The sequence below is a fragment of the Paenibacillus sp. USHLN196 genome (genome assembly GCF_037144955.1).
GTDB lineage: Bacteria > Bacillota > Bacilli > Paenibacillales > Paenibacillaceae > Paenibacillus > Paenibacillus xylanexedens_C.
On record NZ_JBBCYH010000020.1, the window covers coordinates 22,530 to 45,790 of the forward strand.

The 23,261-nt window shown below is 39.7% G+C and carries 19 protein-coding genes and 1 pseudogene; 4 read left to right on the plus strand and 16 right to left on the minus strand.

Annotated elements, in window-relative coordinates; translation table 11 throughout:
• Positions 1-17: 17 nt before the first annotated feature.
• From WFI24_RS30490 to WFI24_RS30525, 8 genes are all read right to left on the minus strand, one after another.
• Complete coding sequence (locus WFI24_RS30490) at positions 18-3,869, minus strand: right-handed parallel beta-helix repeat-containing protein (protein WP_336765600.1); 3,852 nt, start codon at positions 3,867-3,869, stop codon at positions 18-20.
• A gap of 8 nt (positions 3,870-3,877) precedes the next feature.
• Positions 3,878-5,692: a dynamin family protein gene (locus WFI24_RS30495; protein ID WP_336765601.1), complete on the minus strand. Its 1,815-nt coding sequence runs from the start codon at positions 5,690-5,692 to the stop codon at positions 3,878-3,880.
• Between the two features lie 22 nt (positions 5,693-5,714).
• On the minus strand, positions 5,715-7,613 hold the full coding sequence (locus WFI24_RS30500; RefSeq protein WP_336765602.1) for a dynamin family protein: 1,899 nt from the start codon (positions 7,611-7,613) through the stop codon (positions 5,715-5,717).
• 674 nt (positions 7,614-8,287) lie between these two features.
• Positions 8,288-8,767, minus strand: a complete 480-nt coding sequence (locus WFI24_RS30505) for a hypothetical protein (protein ID WP_336765603.1) — start codon at positions 8,765-8,767, stop codon at positions 8,288-8,290.
• Positions 8,768-9,330: 563 nt separating this feature from the next.
• A complete protein-coding gene (locus WFI24_RS30510) occupies positions 9,331-9,627 on the minus strand; it encodes a zeta toxin family protein (protein WP_336765604.1) in 297 nt (98 codons plus the stop codon).
• Positions 9,628-9,891: 264 nt separating this feature from the next.
• Positions 9,892-10,530 carry a Fic/DOC family protein gene (locus WFI24_RS30515; RefSeq protein WP_336765605.1) on the minus strand — a complete coding sequence of 213 codons (639 nt, stop codon included), beginning with the start codon at positions 10,528-10,530 and terminating at the stop codon, positions 9,892-9,894.
• The gene (locus tag WFI24_RS30520; protein WP_336765606.1) at positions 10,520-10,702 is read right to left on the minus strand and encodes a hypothetical protein; all 183 of its coding nucleotides are present in this window, start codon (positions 10,700-10,702) and stop codon (positions 10,520-10,522) included. The genes WFI24_RS30515 and WFI24_RS30520 overlap by 11 nt, the downstream gene beginning before the upstream one ends.
• A gap of 17 nt (positions 10,703-10,719) precedes the next feature.
• Positions 10,720-10,944, minus strand: a complete 225-nt coding sequence (locus WFI24_RS30525; RefSeq protein ID WP_336765607.1) for a hypothetical protein — start codon at positions 10,942-10,944, stop codon at positions 10,720-10,722.
• A gap of 512 nt (positions 10,945-11,456) precedes the next feature.
• Here WFI24_RS30525 and WFI24_RS34595 point away from each other — a divergent pair.
• Both WFI24_RS34595 and WFI24_RS30530 read left to right on the plus strand, forming a co-directional pair.
• Positions 11,457-11,690: pseudogene (locus tag WFI24_RS34595) on the plus strand (tetratricopeptide repeat protein); the annotation flags it as partial.
• Between the two features lie 677 nt (positions 11,691-12,367).
• Positions 12,368-12,853: a hypothetical protein gene (locus tag WFI24_RS30530; RefSeq protein WP_336765608.1), complete on the plus strand. Its 486-nt coding sequence runs from the start codon at positions 12,368-12,370 to the stop codon at positions 12,851-12,853.
• Between the two features lie 478 nt (positions 12,854-13,331).
• Here the strand turns inward: WFI24_RS30530 and WFI24_RS30535 are convergent, their stop codons facing one another.
• The 8 genes from WFI24_RS30535 to WFI24_RS30570 form a co-directional block, all read right to left on the minus strand.
• Positions 13,332-14,168, minus strand: a complete 837-nt coding sequence (locus tag WFI24_RS30535; protein WP_336765609.1) for an IS3 family transposase — start codon at positions 14,166-14,168, stop codon at positions 13,332-13,334.
• Entirely contained in the window at positions 14,156-14,482 is a 327-nt protein-coding gene (locus tag WFI24_RS30540; RefSeq protein ID WP_336765610.1) for a transposase, read from the minus strand. The genes WFI24_RS30535 and WFI24_RS30540 overlap by 13 nt, the downstream gene beginning before the upstream one ends.
• 589 nt (positions 14,483-15,071) lie before the next feature.
• Positions 15,072-15,835 (minus strand): IS5 family transposase gene (locus tag WFI24_RS34600; protein WP_442956280.1). Its coding sequence is split into 2 segments (ribosomal slippage): positions 15,072-15,499 and positions 15,499-15,835, totalling 765 coding nucleotides; the frame shifts between segments, so codons are not numbered across the junction.
• Between the two features lie 670 nt (positions 15,836-16,505).
• The gene (locus tag WFI24_RS30550; RefSeq protein ID WP_336765612.1) at positions 16,506-17,957 is read right to left on the minus strand and encodes an ankyrin repeat domain-containing protein; all 1,452 of its coding nucleotides are present in this window, start codon (positions 17,955-17,957) and stop codon (positions 16,506-16,508) included.
• A gap of 60 nt (positions 17,958-18,017) precedes the next feature.
• Entirely contained in the window at positions 18,018-18,443 is a 426-nt protein-coding gene (locus WFI24_RS30555; protein ID WP_336765613.1) for a hypothetical protein, read from the minus strand.
• Positions 18,444-18,538: 95 nt separating this feature from the next.
• Positions 18,539-18,772 (minus strand): hypothetical protein, encoded by a 234-nt coding sequence (locus WFI24_RS30560; RefSeq protein WP_336765614.1) that lies wholly within the window; start codon positions 18,770-18,772, stop codon positions 18,539-18,541.
• Between the two features lie 540 nt (positions 18,773-19,312).
• Positions 19,313-19,993: a hypothetical protein gene (locus WFI24_RS30565; RefSeq protein WP_336765615.1), complete on the minus strand. Its 681-nt coding sequence runs from the start codon at positions 19,991-19,993 to the stop codon at positions 19,313-19,315.
• Positions 19,994-20,732: 739 nt separating this feature from the next.
• On the minus strand, positions 20,733-21,014 hold the full coding sequence (locus WFI24_RS30570) for a hypothetical protein (RefSeq protein WP_336765616.1): 282 nt from the start codon (positions 21,012-21,014) through the stop codon (positions 20,733-20,735).
• Positions 21,015-21,238: 224 nt separating this feature from the next.
• Between WFI24_RS30570 and WFI24_RS30575 the strand changes: the two genes are divergently transcribed.
• Together WFI24_RS30575 and WFI24_RS30580 are read left to right on the plus strand one after the other, a co-directional pair.
• On the plus strand, positions 21,239-21,811 hold the full coding sequence (locus WFI24_RS30575; RefSeq protein WP_336765617.1) for a hypothetical protein: 573 nt from the start codon (positions 21,239-21,241) through the stop codon (positions 21,809-21,811).
• Positions 21,812-22,550: 739 nt separating this feature from the next.
• Positions 22,551-23,189, plus strand: a complete 639-nt coding sequence (locus WFI24_RS30580; protein WP_336765618.1) for a methyl-accepting chemotaxis protein — start codon at positions 22,551-22,553, stop codon at positions 23,187-23,189.
• Positions 23,190-23,261 lie beyond the last annotated feature (72 nt).

Here is a 23,261-nt window from a genome sequence, read left to right on the forward strand (position 1 = left end):
TAATTACCCTCAATTCATCAGTATTTCTTTTCTTTGTATTGCCCACGTTTATTTGAAATAGTTGAGTTATTTTCAGATTTCACATAGGCTTTTGAATCAATGTATATTCCAAAATCCCGGTTGAAGCTAGCACTATTGTTAATGATGGAACCTTTGGCTAAATCAGAGAATCGTATGCCACTCCCTTTATTTCCCTTCGCTTCATTATCCTCCATGTGAACCAATGCTTGTTCTACGACTAAGAAACCGTTGCTTTCATTATCATTGCAACGATTTTCCTGTACTTGTCCCTTAGTTGAATCCTGTAACCCGATACCTTCATAACGATTCTTTGTACATTCGTTACCGACGATCTCCACATTAGCTTGACCCGAAATACGAATACCTGCATTGTTCTCTTCACAGCTATTACTCGAAATCCGCCCATTTGCATCATTAATGTATGCAATTCCAAGATAGCTATTACGATGGCAGCTATTCGACGTTGTATCCACCTTTTGAGTACTTTCGTTTAGAATGCCAAAGCCTTTATTATTGATGCATTTGTTAAATTCAATGACCCCTGTCGCACGATTGAGAATATGAATACCGCATTCTTTGTTTTCTTCAACTGTGTTGCCGGACCACTTAAAATTAGTATTATCGATAGCCTGCAAGCCAGTCGTATTGTTATGGAAATGATTTCGTTCCGCCGTGCCCTGCGCGTTACCCATAAACAAGAGGCCGATGTTTCGATTCATAAGATCATTTTCTATAACCTTTGTTTTCGCAGAATTAGAAATAACTATACCATGCATATTAAGCCAATATTCATTTCGTTCAATGAGGCTATCAGTGGATCCGGCAAGGTGGAGACCATAATGTCGATTATAGGAGATCTTGTTATCAATGATCTCAAGATAACCTTGCCCCTCGGCATACACCCCATGGTCAAAGTTATTAATAATTTTGTTTTTTGATAGTTGGAATTCCCCTTTGCCCAAACTTGCTACTCCGTGTATTCCGTTATATTCGATGTGATTGTACTCAGCGACGAGATGACCGTCACTTTCCGTGCTTAGTCCATGGAAGTAATTACTTTCACTTCGATTACCATATACATATCCTCCTGCCGAGTTCGTTAGCACGATCCCATGGAGATTTCCGCGAAAAGCATTACCTTCTAGGGTTGAAAAACTAGCATCGGAAGAGAGCACTCCACACTTACCGTTATTGATAAATTCATTGTAGGCATAAAATGGCTTCGAACTTTCTTTAGCCAAAGCACCAATATCATTATTCCAGAACCGATTGTTTTTACAGGTCGGCTTACTCTTGTCGATAGAAACAATCCCTAAGGTATTGTTCACAAACTCATTTTTTTGAAGTGTACCATCACTTGCTTTCAAAAAGAGTATGCCACAGCCATTATCTGAAAATCCACTCTCTGTGATGGAGGCAGGATTGTTCCCATGAAGGGCAATTCCTACTGAATTATTATCAAGATGGCAGTTTTGGGCATGGAACGTGACATCGGCTCCCAGACATATCGCAATTCCTTCCGTGTTTTCATAATTGGGGGGATCTCCATCGGTTAGTTCTTCATCTAACTCCAAGGCTCCCGTAAACAGACATCCTTCAATGGATAGAGTACCTTCCACAGCATGGATAATGCAGCCTGCATGACCCTCAAGATCAAAGCCAATCCCCGATAATTTGAAGTTAGCTCTGCCAACAAGTTTGAGCATTGTATCCACTTGGCCTTTGAGAATCGTTCTCTTCGATCCTTGACCAGCAAGAGTTAAGGATTTTGAAATCTCAATAGTCTCGTCAACTTGATAGATGCCTTCAGGTAGCGATAGAACTTCTCCCTCTCCCGCAGATGCAATAAGTTCATAAAGTTTTGCGGAAGAAACCCTCGCAGGGGTGGTTTTCTCTTCAGCTCTTATTCCAACGATATTAGAGGTATTTGCAAGACTTCTTTTTACACTGTCTATCCTTTGTATTACATCTTCAATCTTCTCTGAGAACTCGCCGTTAATTCCAAAACGACGTTCAATCTCAGCCATCTTCAAACCTAACTCCCATGTTATCAATCGGTGTAGTTTTCCATGTAGAATAGCTGCCCAATCCAGATCATCCAATTGTTTTAATGCTTTATCCGTAGCTTGCTCGTTGTTATCAAGCTGGTTCTGTAGTCCCTGGATGGTCTGATCTAAGGCTTCTACGATTTTATATGACAAGTCCAACGCTTCCCTTTCAGTTCTACTCAACCGGTCAATAAACGTTTTTTTGTCTCTTTCGGATTTATCCGTCTGACTATCCAACATGATTGCCTTTTGGTTTAACTCATTCTGACGAGAGGTAAGTTGTTTTCCGATTCCATCCCAATCAAAAATGGGTGCTCCCCCAAAGATGCCCGAGCTGTTATATTTCTTGAATTCCTCTTCAAACTGGCTATAAGCAATATTATGGAGTACAAATTCAGAATAAATCTTCTTGCCTTCCTCGTCTAGCATCTTTCGTTCTTCGGAAAGCTTTTCGTGAACACTTTGCATTATCTGGATTTGAGAGTTAAGCTTGGCGGAACCCTCCACATATATTGGAACTTTACCGAGATTGTAGAGGGCTGTCCATTTTGAATGTCCCTTCCAAGACTGATAAAGTATTTGTGCCTCTTTCAACTTCGTAGTCAAATTAGCGAGAGCTTTTCCATTATCATGAATGAAGGTATAAGCGAGGTCATGTTGCGCTGCAATATCCTCCACCTCTTTCATAAGGTCTAACAGCCAATCTTGGAGACGGGAGAGGATCCGAACAATCTTTTTTTGTTCACCTTTTGCATAGACCTCACGATCTAGTAGTGTCTCTAGACTTCCCCATCGACTCTCCTCCCAAAGTGAAGTATTGTTTGAGAGTCGAGCTTCAGAAGCTAAATATGCAGAAACGCCTACTAAATGGCTGACGCGATTTCCTGTTTTACGTTTCACACTGTTGAGGAAATCTTCTAAATCCATCTCCTCCTCGTCATGCTCGTCGATCCGATTGACGACACCTATAGGTAGTAGGTCATTTTGAATATGTTGTAAGCTTGACATATCAAATCGGGAAGCCGCCTGTGCATACGAGAACATCCAAATAACCTGATCAGCCCGTTCCATGAAAAATTCTGTCGCTTCTGTGTGAAGTGGATTATCCGAGTTTAAACCTGGAGTATCGACAATAGTAATTCTCTTAAGCATCTCTATAGGCAATCTAACCTCGAGATAGCTGAGTTGACTACGTAGGCGAACACCTTCCTCATCCCCTTCTGCAGATAATAGGTGTAGCCGCTCCAACGGGAAGATCTCTTCTCTTCCGTCGCGCATATGTCCGATGAACTTTGATGTCTCACCGTACACTAGCATCGTTACGGCAGCAGTTGCAGGAGTAACATCAACTCTTAAAGCCTCCTGGCCTAACAGGGTATTAATGAAACTACTTTTACCGCTTTTGAATTGCCCCATAACAACAACCAATAGAGGCTTATCCGCATCATCGGCAAGTATGTCGAGTTGATGCTTTAGACTATCCAATTCTGGATACTGATTCAACAGTTCTCGTAATCGATCTAACGAATCTTTAATAATCCCTGATGACAACTTATTGGACTGATATTCAGGTAGTGAAGTAGAGTAAGAAACTTTGATCGACTTTAGATATTCGACTTCTTTCCGAGACACATCAAACCGTCTTCGTTCTCTTTGATGAGGCTCTGTTTGTATCGTTTTCTGGTTTACACTTTTGGATGAAGTTTTCTTTCGTTTTGCCTTACGCAACCAAACAAATACGATGAACAAAAGAACAATCAATGCTAGGATTCCTGAAGTTTCAGCTATGGGTATGGACATTCTTTATGTCAGTCTCCTATCCGTTCGATAATGTGAATGGCTTCGACTTGTCGGACCCAATTTTTAAGCTTTACGATCATTTCTTCAAAGCGATACTTTTCGTTTTCCAAAACACTAGAGGTATCCTGTCGTTCCTGCACTTCTCGTTCTAACTGAGCATAAATAAATTCAATAAGTTCTTCATAACGCATTAATGCAGCATCCTGTATGTCCTTCGTAAGCTGATCCAACTGATTGTCCAGTTCGGCTCGGAAACTTAGACCTACTTGTCGAAGTGCTTCGTCAAGTTCTGGTAATAGTTTCTCTCTTTCGCGCTCCAGCTGTTTCTTCATCATCATATTTTGAAGCAATGGAAATCCTGCCAAACTGACAAAAGGAAGAAAAATGATTCCCCCCATCAATGAAGCTATAACGCCAACGCTACCAGCAATGATTCCTGCCTTCACTTGGGTTGATAATAAATTTTCAGAAGTAATCGATAGCTCCGCGTCGATATTAATAGAGCCTCCCCTTTTTTTGACGGCAAGACGTGCAATATTCGCATTAAACTCCGTTGCAAGTCCAATAGCAAGCTCTCGTTCTAGCATTTGCAGCAGTTTGTCTACAGCCGGCATATACTGCTCAATCCATTGATTGATCTTCTTCTTCAAAAGTAACGGGATTTGATTTTCTACTAGTTCTTTCATACCGTTACCGTTATAGCTCATGATCATATAATGTAGGTCTTCTTTCAGATTCAATTCAAAATGGCTGAACGATTTATGTACGATGGTTTTGATCTCCACTTGGCGATCTTCCGCGTAAGCTACCATTTGGGAACGAATGGTCTCGTGCTTTTGTTTAACGGATTGGAGTACATCCAAATACATCACAATCTCATCAATACTCTGCCGCTTCAATGTGAGTATTTGGTCTAACTCCACGTGCATAGTCGCGAGGCACTCTTGCATTCGCTGCTTGTAACGGAATAACTTTTCGTTTGACTGTTTCCCACGTTCTATTAAATCCTGCACCGCTTTCGAAACATAATGAAACCCTGAAGTTTCTATAGCATATTTGTCTTCCGCCAAACGTGCCGTTAAAGCTTCTCTTGCTGAGAACGGTATGACATACGGTTTTGTTCCCTTCAGCACAGGCTTGAGCCGAGTTTCGATTTGCCTTATTAAATCGTCTTGATCTTCTTCATCTACTTGGTCGTAGAAATTTGCGATAAAAACCATCCGATCCAACCCGTTTTTTTCAAAAGTGTCTGATATAAATTCAGCTTCAGAACGTTTCACTGGTGCAGTGGCATCCAATAAAAACAAAACAGCATCAGCACGAGGGATGTATTGGAACGTCACATCCATTCGTTGACGATTCATATCGTTGACTCCAGGTGTATCGACAATGACACCCCGCTCCCCAAGCATGGGAAATGGAAGTTGCATTTTAACAAACTTAACTTCATTTGCATCCTCTGGGCCATCCACCGAATACCGATTTAACGCCTCAAAGCTTAACTCCGACTCTTCCACAGTTCCATTTTCATGATAAATGCTAAGTTTTCTTTCAGAACCATGAAAAACAGCATTAATTGTTGCGGTTGTTGGTGTTACATCGACAGGGAGTAATTCCTCTCCAAGTAGTGCGTTCACGAAAGTTGACTTTCCACGCTTAAACTCACCCAATACGACGATCATATGAAAATCGGCTTGAATATCTGCATAAAGCCATGTTAATTTCTCAACTTGCGTTGATTCCGGTAAATACATTTCTAATTGTACATTCACTTCTTCAATGACATGTAGAAGCTGCTGCTTCCCCTCATTATAGCCGTACATGTTTTGTTCACCCCTGCTGTATTTACTCTTTTTGTAAGTTTACCGAAATACTTTGAAGCGTTCTCCTACATTCTTCTAATAAGGATAGATAACCCATAAGCACTTGTTCACGTGTTTCTACTGCATACTTTTCTGTCCCATATTCATATTCAATTAATTCTAATCGGTTAACAATGGAATCTAGCTTTAGATTAATTTCATTCTGAAATGCTTGCACTGCTCGCTTTGTGGTTGCTTTCCACTGCTCTTCAAATGATGAGGATGCTTGAGGAATTCCATCACGATAACGCTTTTCTATTAATACTCTAGCTTCGCCTAGTAAGCGCTCACGCATCTTATTTTGGAAATGTTCGTATAAGAATGATCCACCAAAAAATAGAGCCGGAATTGCGATTGGAATAGCAATATGAAAGGTTGCGATAAGTCCGAAAATACCTAATGATCCCAAACCAGTTTTTACTGCGATTTCACCTACATCATAGTGAGTATGGAACTGATGTTGTTCATCCTCTGAGATATTCAAACTGAACGACAAAGAATCAACGATTTTAGCTTCAATAACCTCCCATTCGGATAGAAGTTTCCGATTCGCTCGCTCGAATTCTTCTTGCATCAATTTCGTCTGAAGCTGTCTGAGACGGGTTTGCAGTTCCGTTTGCATGGGAGCGACATTGTTTTCTACAGCCCGAGCTATTTCATCATTATCTAATAACCCCTGATAATTCGTAATGGTTTGAACGGCACTGTTCGCAATGTTATGAAGGCTGTCTATCAATTCTTCCCGTATCTTTATTCCGGATGCCATCAGATTCATTTCTAAACTTTGAAGCGTCTGATTACTTGAAAATCGTGCTCGCTCCAGTTCACCGCGAATTTCCCCTATCTTTTTTTCGAGTTGCTCCATATTTAACGACATCGTACCGAGTAAGAGACGTATGTGATTTCGTTTCAATTCATCTAGCATCCGTAAGCCTCGTTCAGTAGGCTTCAGTAACTTGATTTTTCCCTGATCCTCCGCAAGAAACGTAGATAACGCTTCTTCAAATTCGGGATATCCTGTCTCTTCCAGGGGGACAGCCTGCCCCTTCACTGTCTCTCCTAGTAAACGTCGTTTTGCTGACAGTGCTTGCTTGGCAGATACCATAAAAATACGAGGGTTACTAACTACGGATTGAAGATGCTCCTTAATATACTGTATGACTTTGTTTTGATCTGATTCTGTCTTCAAGGCATCTTTAAAATTTATAACGAAAAACAATTTTTTTATATCCGAAGCGATGATACGATCCCGGATGAAATTCATTTCTGTTTCAGCAAGAGGCATTTTGCCTGATAACAGAATAATGGAAGCATCGGATTGGGGAATGAAGCGATATGTAATTTCTTCCCGAGCAGCATCTAAATCATTGGTTCCCGGTGTATCTACAATTTCGACACCATGGCCGCAGATTTTTGTGGGGTATCCAATCTCGGCGTAGGCGATATTCGTAATCCGCTCCAGTTGTTCATTTCGTACCATCGTCGCTGTTTCGTCTTCTTCAAAAGGTTCATCAGGTGCTATAATGGACATGAATTCATCTTCACTGACGGTTTGCGGCATACGATCAGCATTTCTAAATACCAAGGAATATGTAGGAGTCTCAGAATAAACAATCTTGTTAAGAATCGTTGTCGTAGGCACCGGTGAAGATGGTAGAATTCTTTTACCGAGTAGTCCATTAATAAAGGTGGACTTCCCTCTCGAAAACTCTCCGACGACGACGACTTTAAATCGTTCTTTCTTTAAATCTTCTGTCGTGGTAGTTAACATATCCACTATTGGTGAGACGTTCAACACCCCAGCAATTTTCTTGATCTCTTCCAAAATTTGAATGATTTGATCTTGTTTTTGCTCAAAATAGACTAACTGTTGCTTGGTCACTACTATTCCTATCCCCTCATTAATAGACTATAAATTCAAAGCTCTATTTAAAAGTCATACATATTTCTCTATGTTTAATTAATTTTTGAATAGACCGAAAGTAAATAGCCTTTTCAAGTTACACTAAAGTGACTTCTGAAAAATAGAACATTTCAAATTTTACTTACAATTAAAAACCGCCTTCACGGATAGTGAGCAGCCGGTTAATTGAATTATCTAAAAATGTCTTGAAAGACTTTCTTAGCTACGCAAAAATAGTATCATTGAACCGCTTAAAAATCTACTTCATTATAGGTCTAATTTCACCAAGTAACAAGCATATTCTGGTATATGAACGGATTGCTTACTTCATTATTTTCTACACTTTTCAACATCTTTCCTTATGTAACTAACGTAAACCATAGAGACCCAGGGGATGATTAAAAATATATATCCCATCACTCCTCTGATATAGCTTATCTCGAGATTAATACTGGCATCTTAACTCTTGTGATAAATGTACATTCTCACATAATTACAATGAAGATGATCATTGCAGAAATGCCTATGAATAATTAAACATTTTACTAATATTGAAGGATAAGAATATTGAATAATCAGAGACCAATTTGACATTCACTTCGTGACCGTCAACAAGGAGGTCCCAACCGATCTGATTTGATACGTACGGCCATTCAACGGAAACACCCGCTGGTTCTAGGTGATCGGCAGCATAGACCTTCTCCTATATGTCCAGCAATTTTGTTTATACCTTGCTCACTCATTCCCGTCCAGAATGAGTGCTGGTACTCTCCGATTTTCTGAGAGAGCTCAGAAAAATTATCGAACTGCTGATTTGTCAATTTCTCCATTCCCATATATACATACTCGTCCACTTGAAAAAAATCTTGTAACAAATCAAATCCGTACAAGGATGCAGCTTCAAATCCAGCGAAGTAGGCGAATTTACTCTCATAAAAGTTAATTATTTGGCTGTTCAGTTCTGTTGGACGCTTACGTGGAGTAAAATCTGAACTGCCTGCTTTCTTTCTCGAATCGACTATGATTGCACGATGATCGTAGTAAACAGGCAAATAATCGCGGCTTAGAAGTTTAATATCATGGCCTAATGTCATTCGTTGATATAATCTTGTTGGTATTATGTAATTTCTCATAGTCTCGCTCCTTGTAGTTCGGCCACTTAACGATTGGCTTAAACACGTTCAATGAACACAGCTCAACGGATGTTGACCTGCAAACCCGTAATTTTTCTACTCGAAGTTGCTCGGCTTGCTTCTGCGCAAGTTTCGTCAAAACCAATCGTTTTCTATCTATTTTACTACAACTGGGTATATGTTCCTATCTAGTTCTCTATCATCGCTCCAGATCCGATTCTTTCATTTTTTTTGTTTGTTTCTCTTCACGTTCGCGTGTACTTTCATCCGTATGTGTGTGCTCCTGTTCTTTCTCCGTTTCTCTTAAAAAAGCACTTTTAACCACTGGGGAATGTCTTTGGATATCGTTTGAACCTTTCCTCTCTCTACCTCCATTACTAATCTGAATTTTGAGGTATTATCAAAAATAAAAGAGCGATCGGATAACTTTAATGCTTCAGGTAAGTTACCAATCGATCGGTCATATCGTCTTCGGATATCCTCTTCTGGAATATGATGCCACCATTCTTTACTCGCATTTCTAATCGCTCGATGTGATACTCCACGTTTTTAAGGCCTACATATTATAGGTTTATTTCAAACCCTGCTTCTTTGGCTTGTTCCATTTGACGTATTGCGTTTTTACCGGCAAGCGTTGTTTCAATGGAAAAGCTCTTTCCGTTCTGTATGCATTCACGGACCCGTTTGATAGCTTCTCTTCCAGCTGATGGAGAAACCGATTCCGGATGACGAGGATTAATAGTTTTTGCAATGGCATCCGGATCAATAACCTCTCCAAACTGATCGTTAAAATTCCTGGTTAGTGTGCTTTTTCCTGCTCCATTCGTTCCGGCAAAAACAGTCATGACGGGTTTACTCATGGGTATTCTATTTCCTTTTTATTTCCATGTTCATCGTAAATGATCTCTGTTTTTCTGCCATCCGGATATTCCTTAATCATTTTTTCATTTTCTTCATATACAATGGGACACCATTGGTCTTGGCCTCTTGTCTGGCCGAGAAAGTAGCTTTTACTAAAGTTTCATTTAATTCAGAAATTGACATACGTTTCAAGTGAAAACACCCTCTCTATATTCATAGCACTCTAAGTCCCACAGGGACCTGTTTCACTCCAACGGTACCATTTAGCGCTCGAGTTCTTGAGTTTGTGTCTTATACGTTTTGATCATTTCGAGGTCTGGAGCTTTATTCAAAATACATTTTTCAAGGCTATCTTTTAACATCGACGTATCCATAACGGATCGAATAGACGCTTGGTGAAGCTTATGTTTATCCTCTTGAGACCAATCCAGTTCATAACCATTCGACTGAGCAAGGCACCGGATAAACTCCCGCTGGCTCCGTCCATTCCCTTCTCGAAAGGGGTGAAGTACATTAATTTCGGCCATATAGTGAGCTGCCCGTTCAGAGAACACATGAAATTGTAGTCCTTTTAGTTGTTTTTCATTTTTTAACGATCGAAATAGATCTTTAGCTGCTTCATCAATAAATTCGGACCGAGCAAACGAGAACGTATCCTTAGCGATGTTTTCGCTTCTTACTTTGCCCGCAAAAGGATAAACGTCTTTAAATAAGTAACGATGAATGTCTTTTAAGTGTTTAAAATCAAAGTTTCCAGGTAAGGGCTTATACACTAACTCTGCTCCACGAAGTGTGGTTACAGTGCTTTCAAAGTTAGTCAATTCTTGTTGTTTTCGTAAACCTAGCTTATTGATTAACACGTCGGATCCAGGATAACAATATGTGGACTGATCATTTTTCATGTTTGGCTAAGCCTTTTGCCATTCTCAAGAAGTCTTTCTCGCTAATTTGTCCAGACAGTTTTAGTTCAATCAGCTTTTTGGCTCCGGCTTGGAGCTCCTGTCCTTCAATATTTAAACTAGCCTCAGATATACGGATCGATCGCTCGATCTGATCTTCATTGAATTTAGACATTTGATTGCCTCCTTTCATTAGACCTTCGCATTATGCATCTCTTGAGATGCACGTATGTATTGTCTGTGCTGTTTGAAGGTGATTGTATCTTCAAAGTCTTGATGTATCTTTAATAAGTAGGCAATAACCGCCGATTCTGTTTTTAATTCAGCCTTTAGTTGTGTGTGCAAATGATGAAGTTCTTCTTTGACGGAATTAATTACTTTTACGTTTTTACGTACGTCGTTCTCGTGCTGTTTCATAACCATCCTCCCTATTGACTGTATCTGTATCAATTATACCATATTTAGGATACAAATTACACATAAATGGATATTTTTTACTTAATGTATATACAATTTTGTGCCAAGAAAAATAGCTGCAGTTTCCCCAAGATATATTCAAAATTAGATTAAATCTGGTTCTTGGCAAAAAAAACTGCTGTTCGTTGAAAAAGCGTAGCTTATTTCAGTAAGAAAGAAGCGGCAGTCTGAGACTGCCGCTATCGTCATTGAAATAACGTTTTACTCTTATCATAATGAGTTAGGGAAGATTTCGAACGATATTAATTTTCCCTATACATCCAGTGAAAAAAAATTACGATTTAACTGAGAGAATGAACTATTGTACTTCTGAGAAACAAATTGGTAGTTAGTTTGGATTAGAACGCTGCTTTCCATGACGTACCTTACACGAAATACTACAAAAATCCATAAATACAACTTGTTAACCCTTATCTGAGACTAAAGATGATACAACCTTTCATAGCGACCGAGGAGTTACCCTTAAAAGACAAGGGGATCTTGAAGGTGCGAGGAATTGTTACATTCAAGCTTTGCAAGAAGATCCAACTGAAATGACGATCTATATTAACCTTGGAAAAGTAGCACATTTACTTAAGTCACAAGATTTAGCTATTTGCTCTTATCTTGCGGCAGTCCATCTTCAAATTTCCCCTGTAGAAATTACTATTGAACAAAACTCATTGTTGCGTGGCTTCATGCGGTAATCCTGCGAATTAGTACGAATCGAGAAGCATACAACAAATATGTTTTCGTAACGGCAATACTTATGTATTTATCCTGCAACTATATCCAAGCACAAACTTTCCAACATAAAATATTATTCAATTAAATCTTTATCGCGTATTCTTTAGTATCCATTCCAATCCATATATGGCTCATATCCGCACGATCGAAATCAAGACGTAACGCTACACATTAATTGTGATAAAACAGAAAAACATTTTGCCGCACCTGCGGCACAACAACCATCTAAGTACATTCTCTACTTTAACACTTACATATACGTATACGTATATGTAAGTGTTAATTTGTTTAGAGCACATCTGCAATTTGCAATGTGACTTTTTGCTTACGATTTATAACAAAACCATATATTCATTTATCACTCACACATAGGAAGGCGACGCTCTGGTCTGACTCAGGATAAGTGAGCTATCAGTGATTGATAGATAACTAATGTTAAAGAAAGTTAGATGTAATAAATTATTCTATTTTATCTTGCATATTAATGTTAAATATTGATATAGTTGTAAGTGTAATTTCTAAGACATACTTCAATAAGATGTTAGATGAATATTGGGGGCGATGCGTATAGGGAGTTAATAGTTTTTCTGTTTTACGAATGAAAAGAACCTAACACTCATAAGGGAGGAATTTGTACATGTTAAAGAAATTCTATGCATTTACATTCATCTTTGTATTAGCGATAGGAACTATCCTTGCTCCTGCATCTAATGCAGCAGCAAAACAGAAGAACGTTTCTAATCAAGAACTTCGTGCATGGGCTGCTGAATTAGAGTATATTTTTGAGAACATTGCTCATAAGGATGAAGCGCGTGGTCTATATATCATTGATGAACAAGCTTTAGCGAAATCAACGTTTAACCAAGAGGAAAAGCAAGGCGTACGCGCTATGATTCAATACATCAATAATGAGAACAGCATAACGATTCAAAGCAATGCATGGCAGAGATGCTGGCAAGATGCAGTAGGAATTAGCGGCGATATCCTAAATGAATTTTTGGGTTATGTCGAGGCAAAACAGTGGGCTGCTGCTGCTGGAGTTCTAGCAATCGGTGGTGTCATTTTAAGTCCAGTCGCCATTTTTGTATTTGGCTTAACGTGTGGAGCTGCACCAGCCGGCTAAACTGATCTGTCCAAATCCCTTTTGTATGTTGCGGCATACAAAAGGGATTTTTCTGTTTCCTTAAAATTGTATATAATGTAAAATGAGGGTGATTGAAGCTGTTGATTTCCTGGTGAACGCTAATGTAACCAGGAAGACAGGGAAGGAGATGATTAAGATACTCATGTTAAGCACACTTAATGATTTAGGAGTGATTTTTTTACTTGTTGTTTCCTTTTTTTATTTCCTACACTTAAGAAGAATTAAAAGACAAAGGCCATTAACAGGTGTGGAACGTTCAATGTATATCATCACACAAGCTGGTTATTTACTTTGGGCTGGAAGTAAGTTACTTATGTTAATCTCAAATTAATCTCAAATTGAGGATAGGTATCACAATCATAATTCATTCCAAAAAGTGATAAAACATATACATGAAGAAATAAGCACCAGCTCGTATCTGGTCAAGACCCCATTTAATAGACATTATAAAAAGACCCTAGGCTTCAAACTGGCGTCGGTACTCTACCGGCGTCAGTTTTTTTAGTTTCCGTTGTGGTCGTTTTCGATTATAAAAGCGGATATACTTTTCGATTTTGCTTTGTGCTTCGGTAAGCGTTCGGATATGATAAGGATAGAGTCCTTCCGTTTTGAGATGCGAGAAGAAACTCTCCATCGAGGCATTGTCATAACAATTTCCTCGGCGAGACATGCTGATTTGGGCGCCAACCTTTGGCAGCATGTCGTGGTAAGCATGAGACGTGTACTGGAATCCCTGGTCGCTGTGAACGACTAGTCCGGTCACGTCTTTTTGCTTAGCAAACGCCTTGCTGAATGTGCGGAGCACCAGTTCATTGTCGTTGCGTTCGCCTATTTCGTAGGCCACAATTTCATTATTAAACAGATCCTTTATGGCTGAAAGATATATCCAGCGCTCTCCCACACGATACTGGGTAATGTCCGTGACCCATTTCTGATTCGGTTTTTCTGCACTGAAATCTCGCTTCAAGCGGTTCTCTGCTACACGCTGCGCAGGTGCATACGAGCTGTTGGAGCGCCGTTTACGACGGATTCGAGATTGAATACCGAGCATTTGCATCAGGCGGAGTACCTTTTTGTGATTCATCCAAATCCCTTGATCTTGCCAAAGGAATAACTGGAGTTGTCGATAACCATATTTGCCTTCATAGCGATGATACGTTTGAAGCACCTGTTTCTTCGCCTTGGCATCGCGATCGAATCGTTTACGTTTTACATAGGCATAAAACCCACTCCGGGACACGCCAAAAACATGGCAGAGTTTCTGGATATCCCCGTATGCCGCTACTTTTTCCATGATCTGAAATCTCTCTTGTTTGCTTCCTCCTTCCAGATTACCAAGCACTTTTTTAGCAACGCATTCTCCCGTTTCAGTTTTTGCACATAGCGTTCTTGATCCAAGTATTCTTTCCGTCGACCTCGCTGATCCATCAGTGCAAACTCACCTTGTTCCCGGTGTTTTCGCATCCAGCGCTTCATTCGTCCCGGGTCATGAATTCCCAAATGTTCATTGATCTTTCGGTAAGTCCAGCCCTCAACCGTATGCAGCCGAATAGCCTCTTTTTTTATCTTCTCCGAATATGTTTTATACTTTTGTCCTTTAATCGCCATAAAAAAATGCACCCCTAGAATTTCATCGGCTAAACCCAGGGGTTTTTCCAATGTCTATTCTAAGGGGTGCACTCCATATCCTTAGAGCGGCTTATTTTTTCATTTTTGTATAACTATATAGACTTGTATCGTAGTAACGAATAGACCTTTATAGATGAAGATACATCACACTTGATGCTAACTACAGAACCAAATGGGGCGCAAGCTTTACCGTTGGTTGCGCAAAAAAGTTTCGTAGCAAGCGAAAACCCACCTCATAAGGTTGGACGTCTGACGGTGGGTTTCGCTTGAATAACAGTATTTAGTTCATGCGCGCCTTGGCCATCCACAGCCTCTTGGGTCCAAAGAGTCTTTACCGTTGACGCGGTACTTTTAAATGGGGTTGTCGGGGGACAAGAACATAGTCCGATTACCGATTAGATACATATCTATAAAAATGAGTGCATGCACATAAAACCTTACTAGGTACCATAATACATGAAAGTGCCCACATTGTTATGGAACAACTGTCACGATGAGAGGTTAAACACGGGCGGCTAGGTATTAAAGAATTAAAATTTTGGACTTAAACTACGGCGTGTCTTCAAACTCAAGCAAGCCACACCATAATGGATGCCAAGGCCAAAAAAGACTTGAACGTGCACGCTAATTTATCATAACGAGTGGCTAAACGACGATAATTCTTTACTTTATTAAAGAAGCATTCCACCAAATGGCGCTCTTTGTAGACATCCCGATCATATTTTAGGGTCGTTCGGCGATTTTTCTTTCCGGGAATAACCGGTATGGCCTGTTGTTCCTTCAAAAAGGCCCGAATGGCATTCGTATCATACGCTCGATCGGCTAGGACTTGCTTCCGGGTCAGTATCATGCTTTTAAGGATGTTGAAACCTTGGACGGAGTCATGCGCTTCACCTCCAGTCAAGTCGAAGCGCAGTGGATTTCCTAACGCGTCAACTACCGCTTGAATTTTCGTGCTTAATCCACCCCGGGAACGTCCGATCGCTTGCTTGCTTTGCCCCCTTTTGCGCCTGATCCATGCTGGTGAACCCGCACAATCGTGGCGTCAATCATCACGCTTTCCTCGTCAGAATCTAGGGAAACATGCTTTAACACTTCATCCCAAATGCCCGCTTTCTGCCAACGCCGAAAGCGGGTGTAGACGGATTTCCAATTGGGGAAATGGTCTGGCAGATCACGCCAAGGGGCACCTGAACGAGCTACCCATAGCATCGCGTTTAACATGATTCGATTGTCCACTGCGGGACGTCCTCCTTGTGGTTTTCGTTCAGATGGAAACAAATCTTGAATTAGCTGCCATTGTCTCTCGTGAATTTCGTATCGTGTATTCATTTAAAATAATTAACCCATATATTACCATTTAATCAGTTTGAAGACATACCCTAGCTCTTGAGGATAAGAACTTGTACCGATTGCCGACAGCTTGACTTTATTCCTAGTCATTTATTTAACGGTTTTCTTTCCTCAAGTTAATAACAATCCTAAAGGCTCGGGCTAGTAAATGGATATTTTTTTACTTAATGTATATACAATTTTGTGCCAAGAATAATAGCTGCAGTTTCCCCAAGATATATTTAAAATTAGATTAAATCTGGTTCTTGGCAAAAAAATCTGCTGTTCGTTGAAAAAAGCGTAGCTTATTTCAGTAAGAAAGAAGCGGCAGTCTGAGACTGCCGCTGTCGTCATTGAAATAACGTTTTACTCTTTTCATAATGAGTTAGGGAAGATTTCGAACGATATTAAATTATCCCTATACATCCACTGAAAAAAATTTACGATTTAACTGAGAGAATGAATTATTGTACTTCTGAGAAACAAATTGGTAGTTAGTTTGGATTAGAACGCTGCTTTCCATGACGTACCTTACACGAAATACTACAAAAAGCCATAAATACAACTTGTTAACCCTTATCTGAGACTAAAGATGCTACAACCTTTCATAGCTACATTCTATTTATTGTCTGAAGTCCGATTTTGTAACGGGCTTTTAAAAAAAAATATATCAATGTTCCTGTTCTTTGAGCATTTGGTAGATTTCCGTATGGCCTAATTCCTCAGCAATCTGAAGTATACTCATCTCGCCTTCGATAAACCTGTTACTGTCAGCGCCGTGTTTTAATAATAGTTGCACCATGTTAGTTGAGCCTAATTCTACTGCAATTTGGAGCGGTGAGGTTAAGGGGGTTCCCATTTCAGGATTTGCTCCATGATCAAGCAATTGACTCACTAACTCTACTTCGTCATCCTGAACAAGTATGGATAACGGGGTTTCTCCTCTGAAAAAGTAATCTGGATCAGCCCCGTACTGTATCAATAGACTCATCACTCCCGCATTTTTATTACGAGCAGCCGCTATTATTGAAGCAGAATTAGCGGGATCGGCTCCTTGATTTAATAAACGGACTAATTCATTGTAACTATCATCGGCTACAGCGTAATACAAGTCTTCATCGAGAGCTGCACTAAATTCTATAGAATTTTCTTCCTGATACAACTGTTCTTTAATCACTTCCATAATCTCAATCAGATTCATAGGAGCATAGTTAGTGTCTCCATATAGGGCAATTACTAGCTCGGTTATAATCGGGGCATCCTGATTTACATTGATTGACACGCCTTCCACTCGTAAATTCTCATGTTCCCAGCTCTTCATCAAGCCTGCGACGATAACCACTAAACGATCATATCCTATCAGTTCACTCCAGTTGTAACCGTTGATCTCAGTTGCAATAGCTATCCATTCGTTCTCAGATGTGCCATTAGGTAAAGTATTCATCGTTGTAGAAGGAGAAATATTCATATCCTCAGCTTGCTCTCTCACAGCATTGCTTTCACTTCGAGTATTCTGACCCAGGCTATCTGAAACAGCTCGGAAAGCTGTAAAGAAATTAAACGTGAAGCTTATGCCTGCAATGAGGGCCGGTAGAAGAATTAAGATCAAAGGTAGAGCCAGATTGACGCCTCCTGAATTGACAATTTTCCGTTTGCCTGATGAGATGTGTTCTACAAGCTGATGGATCCGGTCGATTTTTCGTTTGGTATGCCGCCAATAAAGCTGATTTCCCGTTGTACCGATTATCACTTTGAAGATACTGTATGTGACTATTCCTATTATTACTGGAGCTACCAATGAGTTAGACATGTTTGATATCATAGTTCCCACTAAATATATGATGAAGTAGACAATTGCCAGGTAGATAAAGAAATATTGATACATCTTCCTGTAAAGCAACCAGTAGAAGTCAAAGATAAACGCTGCCCAGTTCCATGAACTGTCCTCTCTCCATTTTTGTAGATATGTATCTTCATTTTTGGCAATGAATAAGGACAACTGTTCTTCTGGAATCCCCTTAATGTTAGCTTCGGTAATTGGTACATCATCCGTATCTACTTCATTCGATTGAGACAGTATATACAAAATATCTGAGTCTTCCAGTTTACGATGGTTCATCATGTCGCCTCCGTCATAGATAGAAAACGGACTGAATTCAGCCCATTTTTTTATAAAATATTGCTATAAATTTGATTCTGCGGATGAACTTGCTGTTGTCGTCGTAGAAAACGAAGTTGCTCTTCGTGTCAAAGTTAAGCTGCTTCTTTTGCTAATTGTTGTTCCATCTTGGTATATCAAATCATCTCCGTTAACAAATGTAATCAAGTTGCTGTCTGTTGCTATCTCGTAGGTGGGGCCAGCCACAGTCATGTACAGTCTTTCGTTGTAAGCAGACGCACTATCGTACAGGCTACCATCATACTCAGTAATCTTGTCCACTTTCAGAGGAAACATTTGCAGATTATACATCTTACTTCGGTTAAACACATACAGATTGTTAGCTGTTTCATGTGCAACTACGATTGGAGCATATTCATAGTAATCAGTGAGATCAATTGCATTGTAGCTTGTACTGCTGGCTACTTGTTCTACTTGTGATTGATTCAATGTACCCTCAAAGACATTCGATTCGTGACTGGCTGTAGCACCATACAGAACGTTCTCAGCGTCGGGGAATGCAACATGGTTGATCTCATATGTAGCTATGCTGACGTATCATAATGGAGTGTGACAGTTGAATGCCCTGGAAATCCTCTTGCGGCGAGATACAGCTCGCTTCTCCCTGGATTATAGGCAAGCTTGAGGGGCGTTAGGTCTTTATTGTCATATTGCTTCGTTTTTCCATCTGCATCCTTATAGTTCCAACTGAACTCCTGATTGATCGTTTTAAACGTCTCTACCATTCCGTTAAAGCTGATGAATTTGCGTATCCTCAATTTCTAAATGTCCAGAAAGTAGATGTTATTGTTCTTGTCCACGATCATGCTATCAACCTGGTTGAACTTCGCTGTCCGCACAGAGCGGTCCACTTCACCAGCGTCTGAACCACCAACCAATGTCTCCACTTTGTGTGGATGGAGATGATTGTTCTACAGGTGTGATCGGTGCAGGTGAACCAGGTGTAATTGGACTTGATTCGGATGGAGTAGTGGGTGATGGATTCGTAATTGTTTGTCCACCACAGATCTCCTTGTTGTCGTTCTCATACTAGTGGTAGGCTCTCCAGAGCATAACAGCTGCCTCTCCCCTCTACTACATGGTCAGCTTCAGAGAATTATAAAGAAAATACAAAGAAAGATTCCAGCACTTAAGTCTTAAGTACTGGAATCTTTCTTTGTATTCATCGAGTGTAGTTCGATCTACACTATAAAAGACTTGCTTCTACGAAATTCGTTATGTCTAAGTAAGTATATATAAGTATACCTTAACTATAGTCTTGCCAAATGTTGAAATGTACATAGGGTATGGAAAACGTATTATTTAAACAAGTTGAATAAATTGGACAACCCATGCCAGCTTGTAACAACTATCTGCCACATCGCCGGGAAGAAGTTAAGTATACTATGAATTGGATGAAAAAGAAGACCAAATATGCAGCCAATGAACAGCATAATGAATGCCAATCCTAACCCAACAACTGTATGTAGGATGTCCCAAATGACAAACGTCAGTACCACAAACTTCCCATGCAGTTGGTCTAGTTTACTTCCACTCATAAATACGTCATCTAGAGTAAAGTCTAACTTTAAATTATGTATTAGTTTCGAAGGTGTATTGATCATATAAGAGTAGTTATATAGAATATTGGTTGAGAAATCGAGCGTGGTCGGAACAAAATTACCCGATGCGTACTTCAGATGATAACGCAGATCATTTTCTCCAAATGCTGTAGATAAGGCTCTTTTTTCTATGGCTTCTGATTTTTTTAGCGATGGCTGTATAGTTTCAATTAATGCTACAACGTTTGCGCCACTAGTGCTCTCATCACTTCCTGACAGACCTAATAGATTGTCTGACGTGGTACTCAGGCCATCAACTCCATACGATGCCAATACAACTTTCATGTTGTACACATCTTTGTAATCGCTCGCCACTGCCTGCCATCCAAATAAAACCACGATGGCAATAATCCAAACCCCCCAAAACTTTTCACTCATTTGTTTTAAACTCTCCTATCACATATGATCATATTGACTTACTGTAATATGTCAGCATTTAGTGTATATTTTTGTGAAATAAAAGTCCAGAATGTAATTTCCACATTGTATACTGGAGCCCCGCCTAATGCCTGATTCAACCTCGATAAGTATAATCTACGTTGCAATTTAGAGATCTTTGTTTGAGCCCACGCTATGACCGCCCATTTCTCGATTGAATCAATCAATCAGTATGTGAATGTAGTGCTCCACATGTTTTGAACCTTGACGTACGTCAGATCACTCACAACAAAACGTTGAGCTTCTGTCTGCTCAAACTCAAAATTCAGAAAATTCGATGTTTTTGCTTCGTTACAGGACGTTATATGAGGTTTTTACTGAGCGATCGTGTAGATGGAGATGAGTTCATGATCCGCCCAATAAGACGTCTGGAGACGACTATCCCTTGTTTATAGAGCTAGGCTTTGATCTTGCGTGTGCCGTGAAATTTTAGATCTTTTCGTCTTTATAAATTCTCTGAACTCGTAACAAGAAGTATCCCCTCCCTTAATATATAAAGAGATATAAGTTCTGAAAACAACAACCAATCTAAGAACATTTGTTCCTATTCATTATACCATTATTAGTTTATAAATATATAAAATTCCTTATTAATAATAAAATCGAATTGAAAATATAAAAAAACCAAAAAAAGGTAGCTTGTTCTGTAAAGAACAAGCTACCTTTTGGGGAAATTGAATTAAACAAATGTATATCCTGGCAACGAACTAGCTGCAATGTATCGAACCAAGTTCTTATTCACTCGGAACACCCAAGCGGCATTTTGAGATTTCCCAGAGACAATAGCACCTTGAGTGAAATAATCGGCGATGTAGTGACCAGGTCCGTTATGTGGAGATCCTGTTGCGATCAAATACTCACTACATCCGGAACATTGATAAAAGTTAGCATTATAGAAACCTGGCAATCTTTGACCAGTCGCATCATCATCTACTCGTGACGCTGAACCTTTCATCAGCATACGATGACCACCACTTAATACAGGACATGGATTCTCTGCCATTTAAATCCCTTAAATATAGTTTTAAGAGCGTTCAATTCAAGTTGATCGCGCTTATATTAGATAAAGAGCTTTGACCGCCTAAAAATACAACCTGTCTTTAAATAATTTTTTTGATACAAATTTGGATTTAATACGTAATATATGGTAAGTTTATCCTTAACTAGAGGAGGTGTACTAACATTATGAGGAAATTATCGTGGATTATCGGATTATCTTTATTGTCGGCCATCTTAGTAACAGGATGTACTCAAGATAATACATCTAATGAAACAGAAGCACAGACGCCTGTTGAAAGTTCACAGACTGCCGAAAAAGAGCAAGTAAATGAGCAGGCAACTGAAGAAGCAATCGAAGTAGCTGAAACATATAAGACAAAGGAATATACAATTAATGAGGTGCCAGAAACTTCTGAAGAAATATTTGTTGAACGAAATAAAGAACTGATACCATTCTTCGCGGAAAATCTTGAAGAAAAACCGGTTAATGCAAGCAATATCGCACTAGCTTTACGAGCTGCGATAACTAAACAAGCATCATTAAAGCCGGAAAATATGAAGTTTACAGTCTATCAGGAACTTGAAGGTTACGTAGATCTGGATTACACAATGGATCTTGTGTTAAAAAAGCAAGATGGGAAGAGTGAGAGTGTTCCTTTAGAAGGAAGGCTGACACTTATAAATAAAAATGGTGAGTGGCTTATTCAAGCTGACGATTTTGATAAAGCAGCTTTTGCAAAACTAACTCAGAAAAAATAATCAACACACATGTATTATCACTAAACGTAGTTGATACAAGAAAGACCCCGTAAAGGGGTCTTTTTTCCCACATTGCGAGCAATCAGCGTACTTTGTCATTATGTATGTCCCTCTTCAGTGCATGATTTTATTATCCTTGAGTTGCTGGGTTCACATGCATCTACTTATATATCGATTATTTATCAACCTTCTATGAGCACCTTGGCTGCACTGGTGTCAAAAAATTCGCGATTTGTTGTCCATAGGATAGTCGGTATCCAGGGTTGCCTAATATATTATCGGTAGACAAACAGTAATTTTCAAGCCAAAGTAATTTATTGAGCATTTCTGAAGTAGACGATCTGTTTTTCAAACCATACCATTACGGATAATGAAATTTGTGAATGATAAATCGTTAGTTTAATGACAGCAGAGAATAACAGCTCTCATATGAAGGGTTGTATTTAATGAAGCAATCTAAACACGAAAAATAGCCCTAGATTTGCAATAGACCATAAAATTGATAAGATTGGGTTGTTAAGAGGGGCATACTTATCGTAAAGAGTGGAGAGACATCAAGATGCATAGCATTGAATCACTAGACGCTACGATTGCAATGATCCCAATTTTTAAGACGGCAGTTCCGGCCGAATTATCGATAGCAATTTGTGATACAGAGAAGTTTTTAGCATATTGGCCCGGAGAAAATATCGATTTACATATACGGATCGGTCAGCGGTTACATCAAGAGGAACCGTTAATGCAGGCCATTCAAAACAACGTTGCTTTAAGAGCGGAAGTGCCTTCTGAATTTTACGGATTCGAATTTATCGGGACGGCTACTCCACTACACGACTCCAGTGGAAAAGTCATCGGTGGCATAGCGGTTCAGCTTAGGAAGCAAACTGAACTAATTTCCATTTCCAATCAAATTTCCCTTTCACTATCGCAAGCCAACCATCAGCTCTCGCAAGTTACGGATAGCTCGATTGGTCTGGCTGGGGCTGCTCATGAGCTTCGTGATCTAGCTTGTCAGACGGTAGAACAGGTGAATGAAACGGATAAGGTGTTAGCTATCGTTAGAAGAGTAGCGGACCAGACAAACCTATTAGGCATTAATGCGGCGATTGAAGCGGCACATGCTGGGGACCATGGAAGAGTGTTCGGCGTTGTGGCCAATGAGATTCGGAAGTTATCCAATGAATCCGTCCATTCCACAAATATGATTCAGCATACGTTGAGGACATTTGAAGATGCTATGGGTGAAATGCGTCATTCGATTGAACATATGGCGTCCATCGTGGATCAGCAAGCAATGTCATCTCAGCAGGTTTTGGCTTACATTGAAGAGATTCATCGTATGTCGGAGCAGCTCAATCAATTTATAAAAAAATTATGATTACATTTGTTGATGTAACGTCCTACTCGGTTAGACATCCTATAACTATACCTGTAAAAACAGAATGCGTTG

Excerpts from the sequence above, each read along its gene's own strand:
- WFI24_RS30515 (WP_336765605.1), bottom strand. The coding sequence starts at position 10,530 with ATGAAAAATGATCAGTCCACATATTGTTATCCTGGATCCGACGTGTTA.
- WFI24_RS30530 (WP_336765608.1), top strand. The coding sequence starts at position 12,368 with ATGTTAAAGAAATTCTATGCATTTACATTCATCTTTGTATTAGCGATA.
- WFI24_RS30505 (WP_336765603.1), bottom strand. The coding sequence starts at position 8,767 with ATGAGAAATTACATAATACCAACAAGATTATATCAACGAATGACATTA.
- WFI24_RS30490 (WP_336765600.1), bottom strand. The coding sequence starts at position 3,869 with ATGTCCATACCCATAGCTGAAACTTCAGGAATCCTAGCATTGATTGTT.
- WFI24_RS30535 (WP_336765609.1), bottom strand. The coding sequence starts at position 14,168 with ATGGAAAAAGTAGCGGCATACGGGGATATCCAGAAACTCTGCCATGTT.
- WFI24_RS30510 (WP_336765604.1), bottom strand. The coding sequence starts at position 9,627 with ATGAGTAAACCCGTCATGACTGTTTTTGCCGGAACGAATGGAGCAGGA.
- WFI24_RS30580 (WP_336765618.1), top strand. The coding sequence starts at position 22,551 with ATGCAGGCCATTCAAAACAACGTTGCTTTAAGAGCGGAAGTGCCTTCT.
- WFI24_RS30540 (WP_336765610.1), bottom strand. The coding sequence starts at position 14,482 with ATGGCGATTAAAGGACAAAAGTATAAAACATATTCGGAGAAGATAAAA.
- WFI24_RS30570 (WP_336765616.1), bottom strand. The coding sequence starts at position 21,014 with ATGCTGATGAAAGGTTCAGCGTCACGAGTAGATGATGATGCGACTGGT.
- WFI24_RS30550 (WP_336765612.1), bottom strand. The coding sequence starts at position 17,957 with ATGATGAACCATCGTAAACTGGAAGACTCAGATATTTTGTATATACTG.
- WFI24_RS30565 (WP_336765615.1), bottom strand. The coding sequence starts at position 19,993 with ATGAGTGAAAAGTTTTGGGGGGTTTGGATTATTGCCATCGTGGTTTTA.
- WFI24_RS30520 (WP_336765606.1), bottom strand. The coding sequence starts at position 10,702 with ATGTCTAAATTCAATGAAGATCAGATCGAGCGATCGATCCGTATATCT.
- WFI24_RS30525 (WP_336765607.1), bottom strand. The coding sequence starts at position 10,944 with ATGAAACAGCACGAGAACGACGTACGTAAAAACGTAAAAGTAATTAAT.
- WFI24_RS30575 (WP_336765617.1), top strand. The coding sequence starts at position 21,239 with ATGAGGAAATTATCGTGGATTATCGGATTATCTTTATTGTCGGCCATC.
- WFI24_RS30495 (WP_336765601.1), bottom strand. The coding sequence starts at position 5,692 with ATGTACGGCTATAATGAGGGGAAGCAGCAGCTTCTACATGTCATTGAA.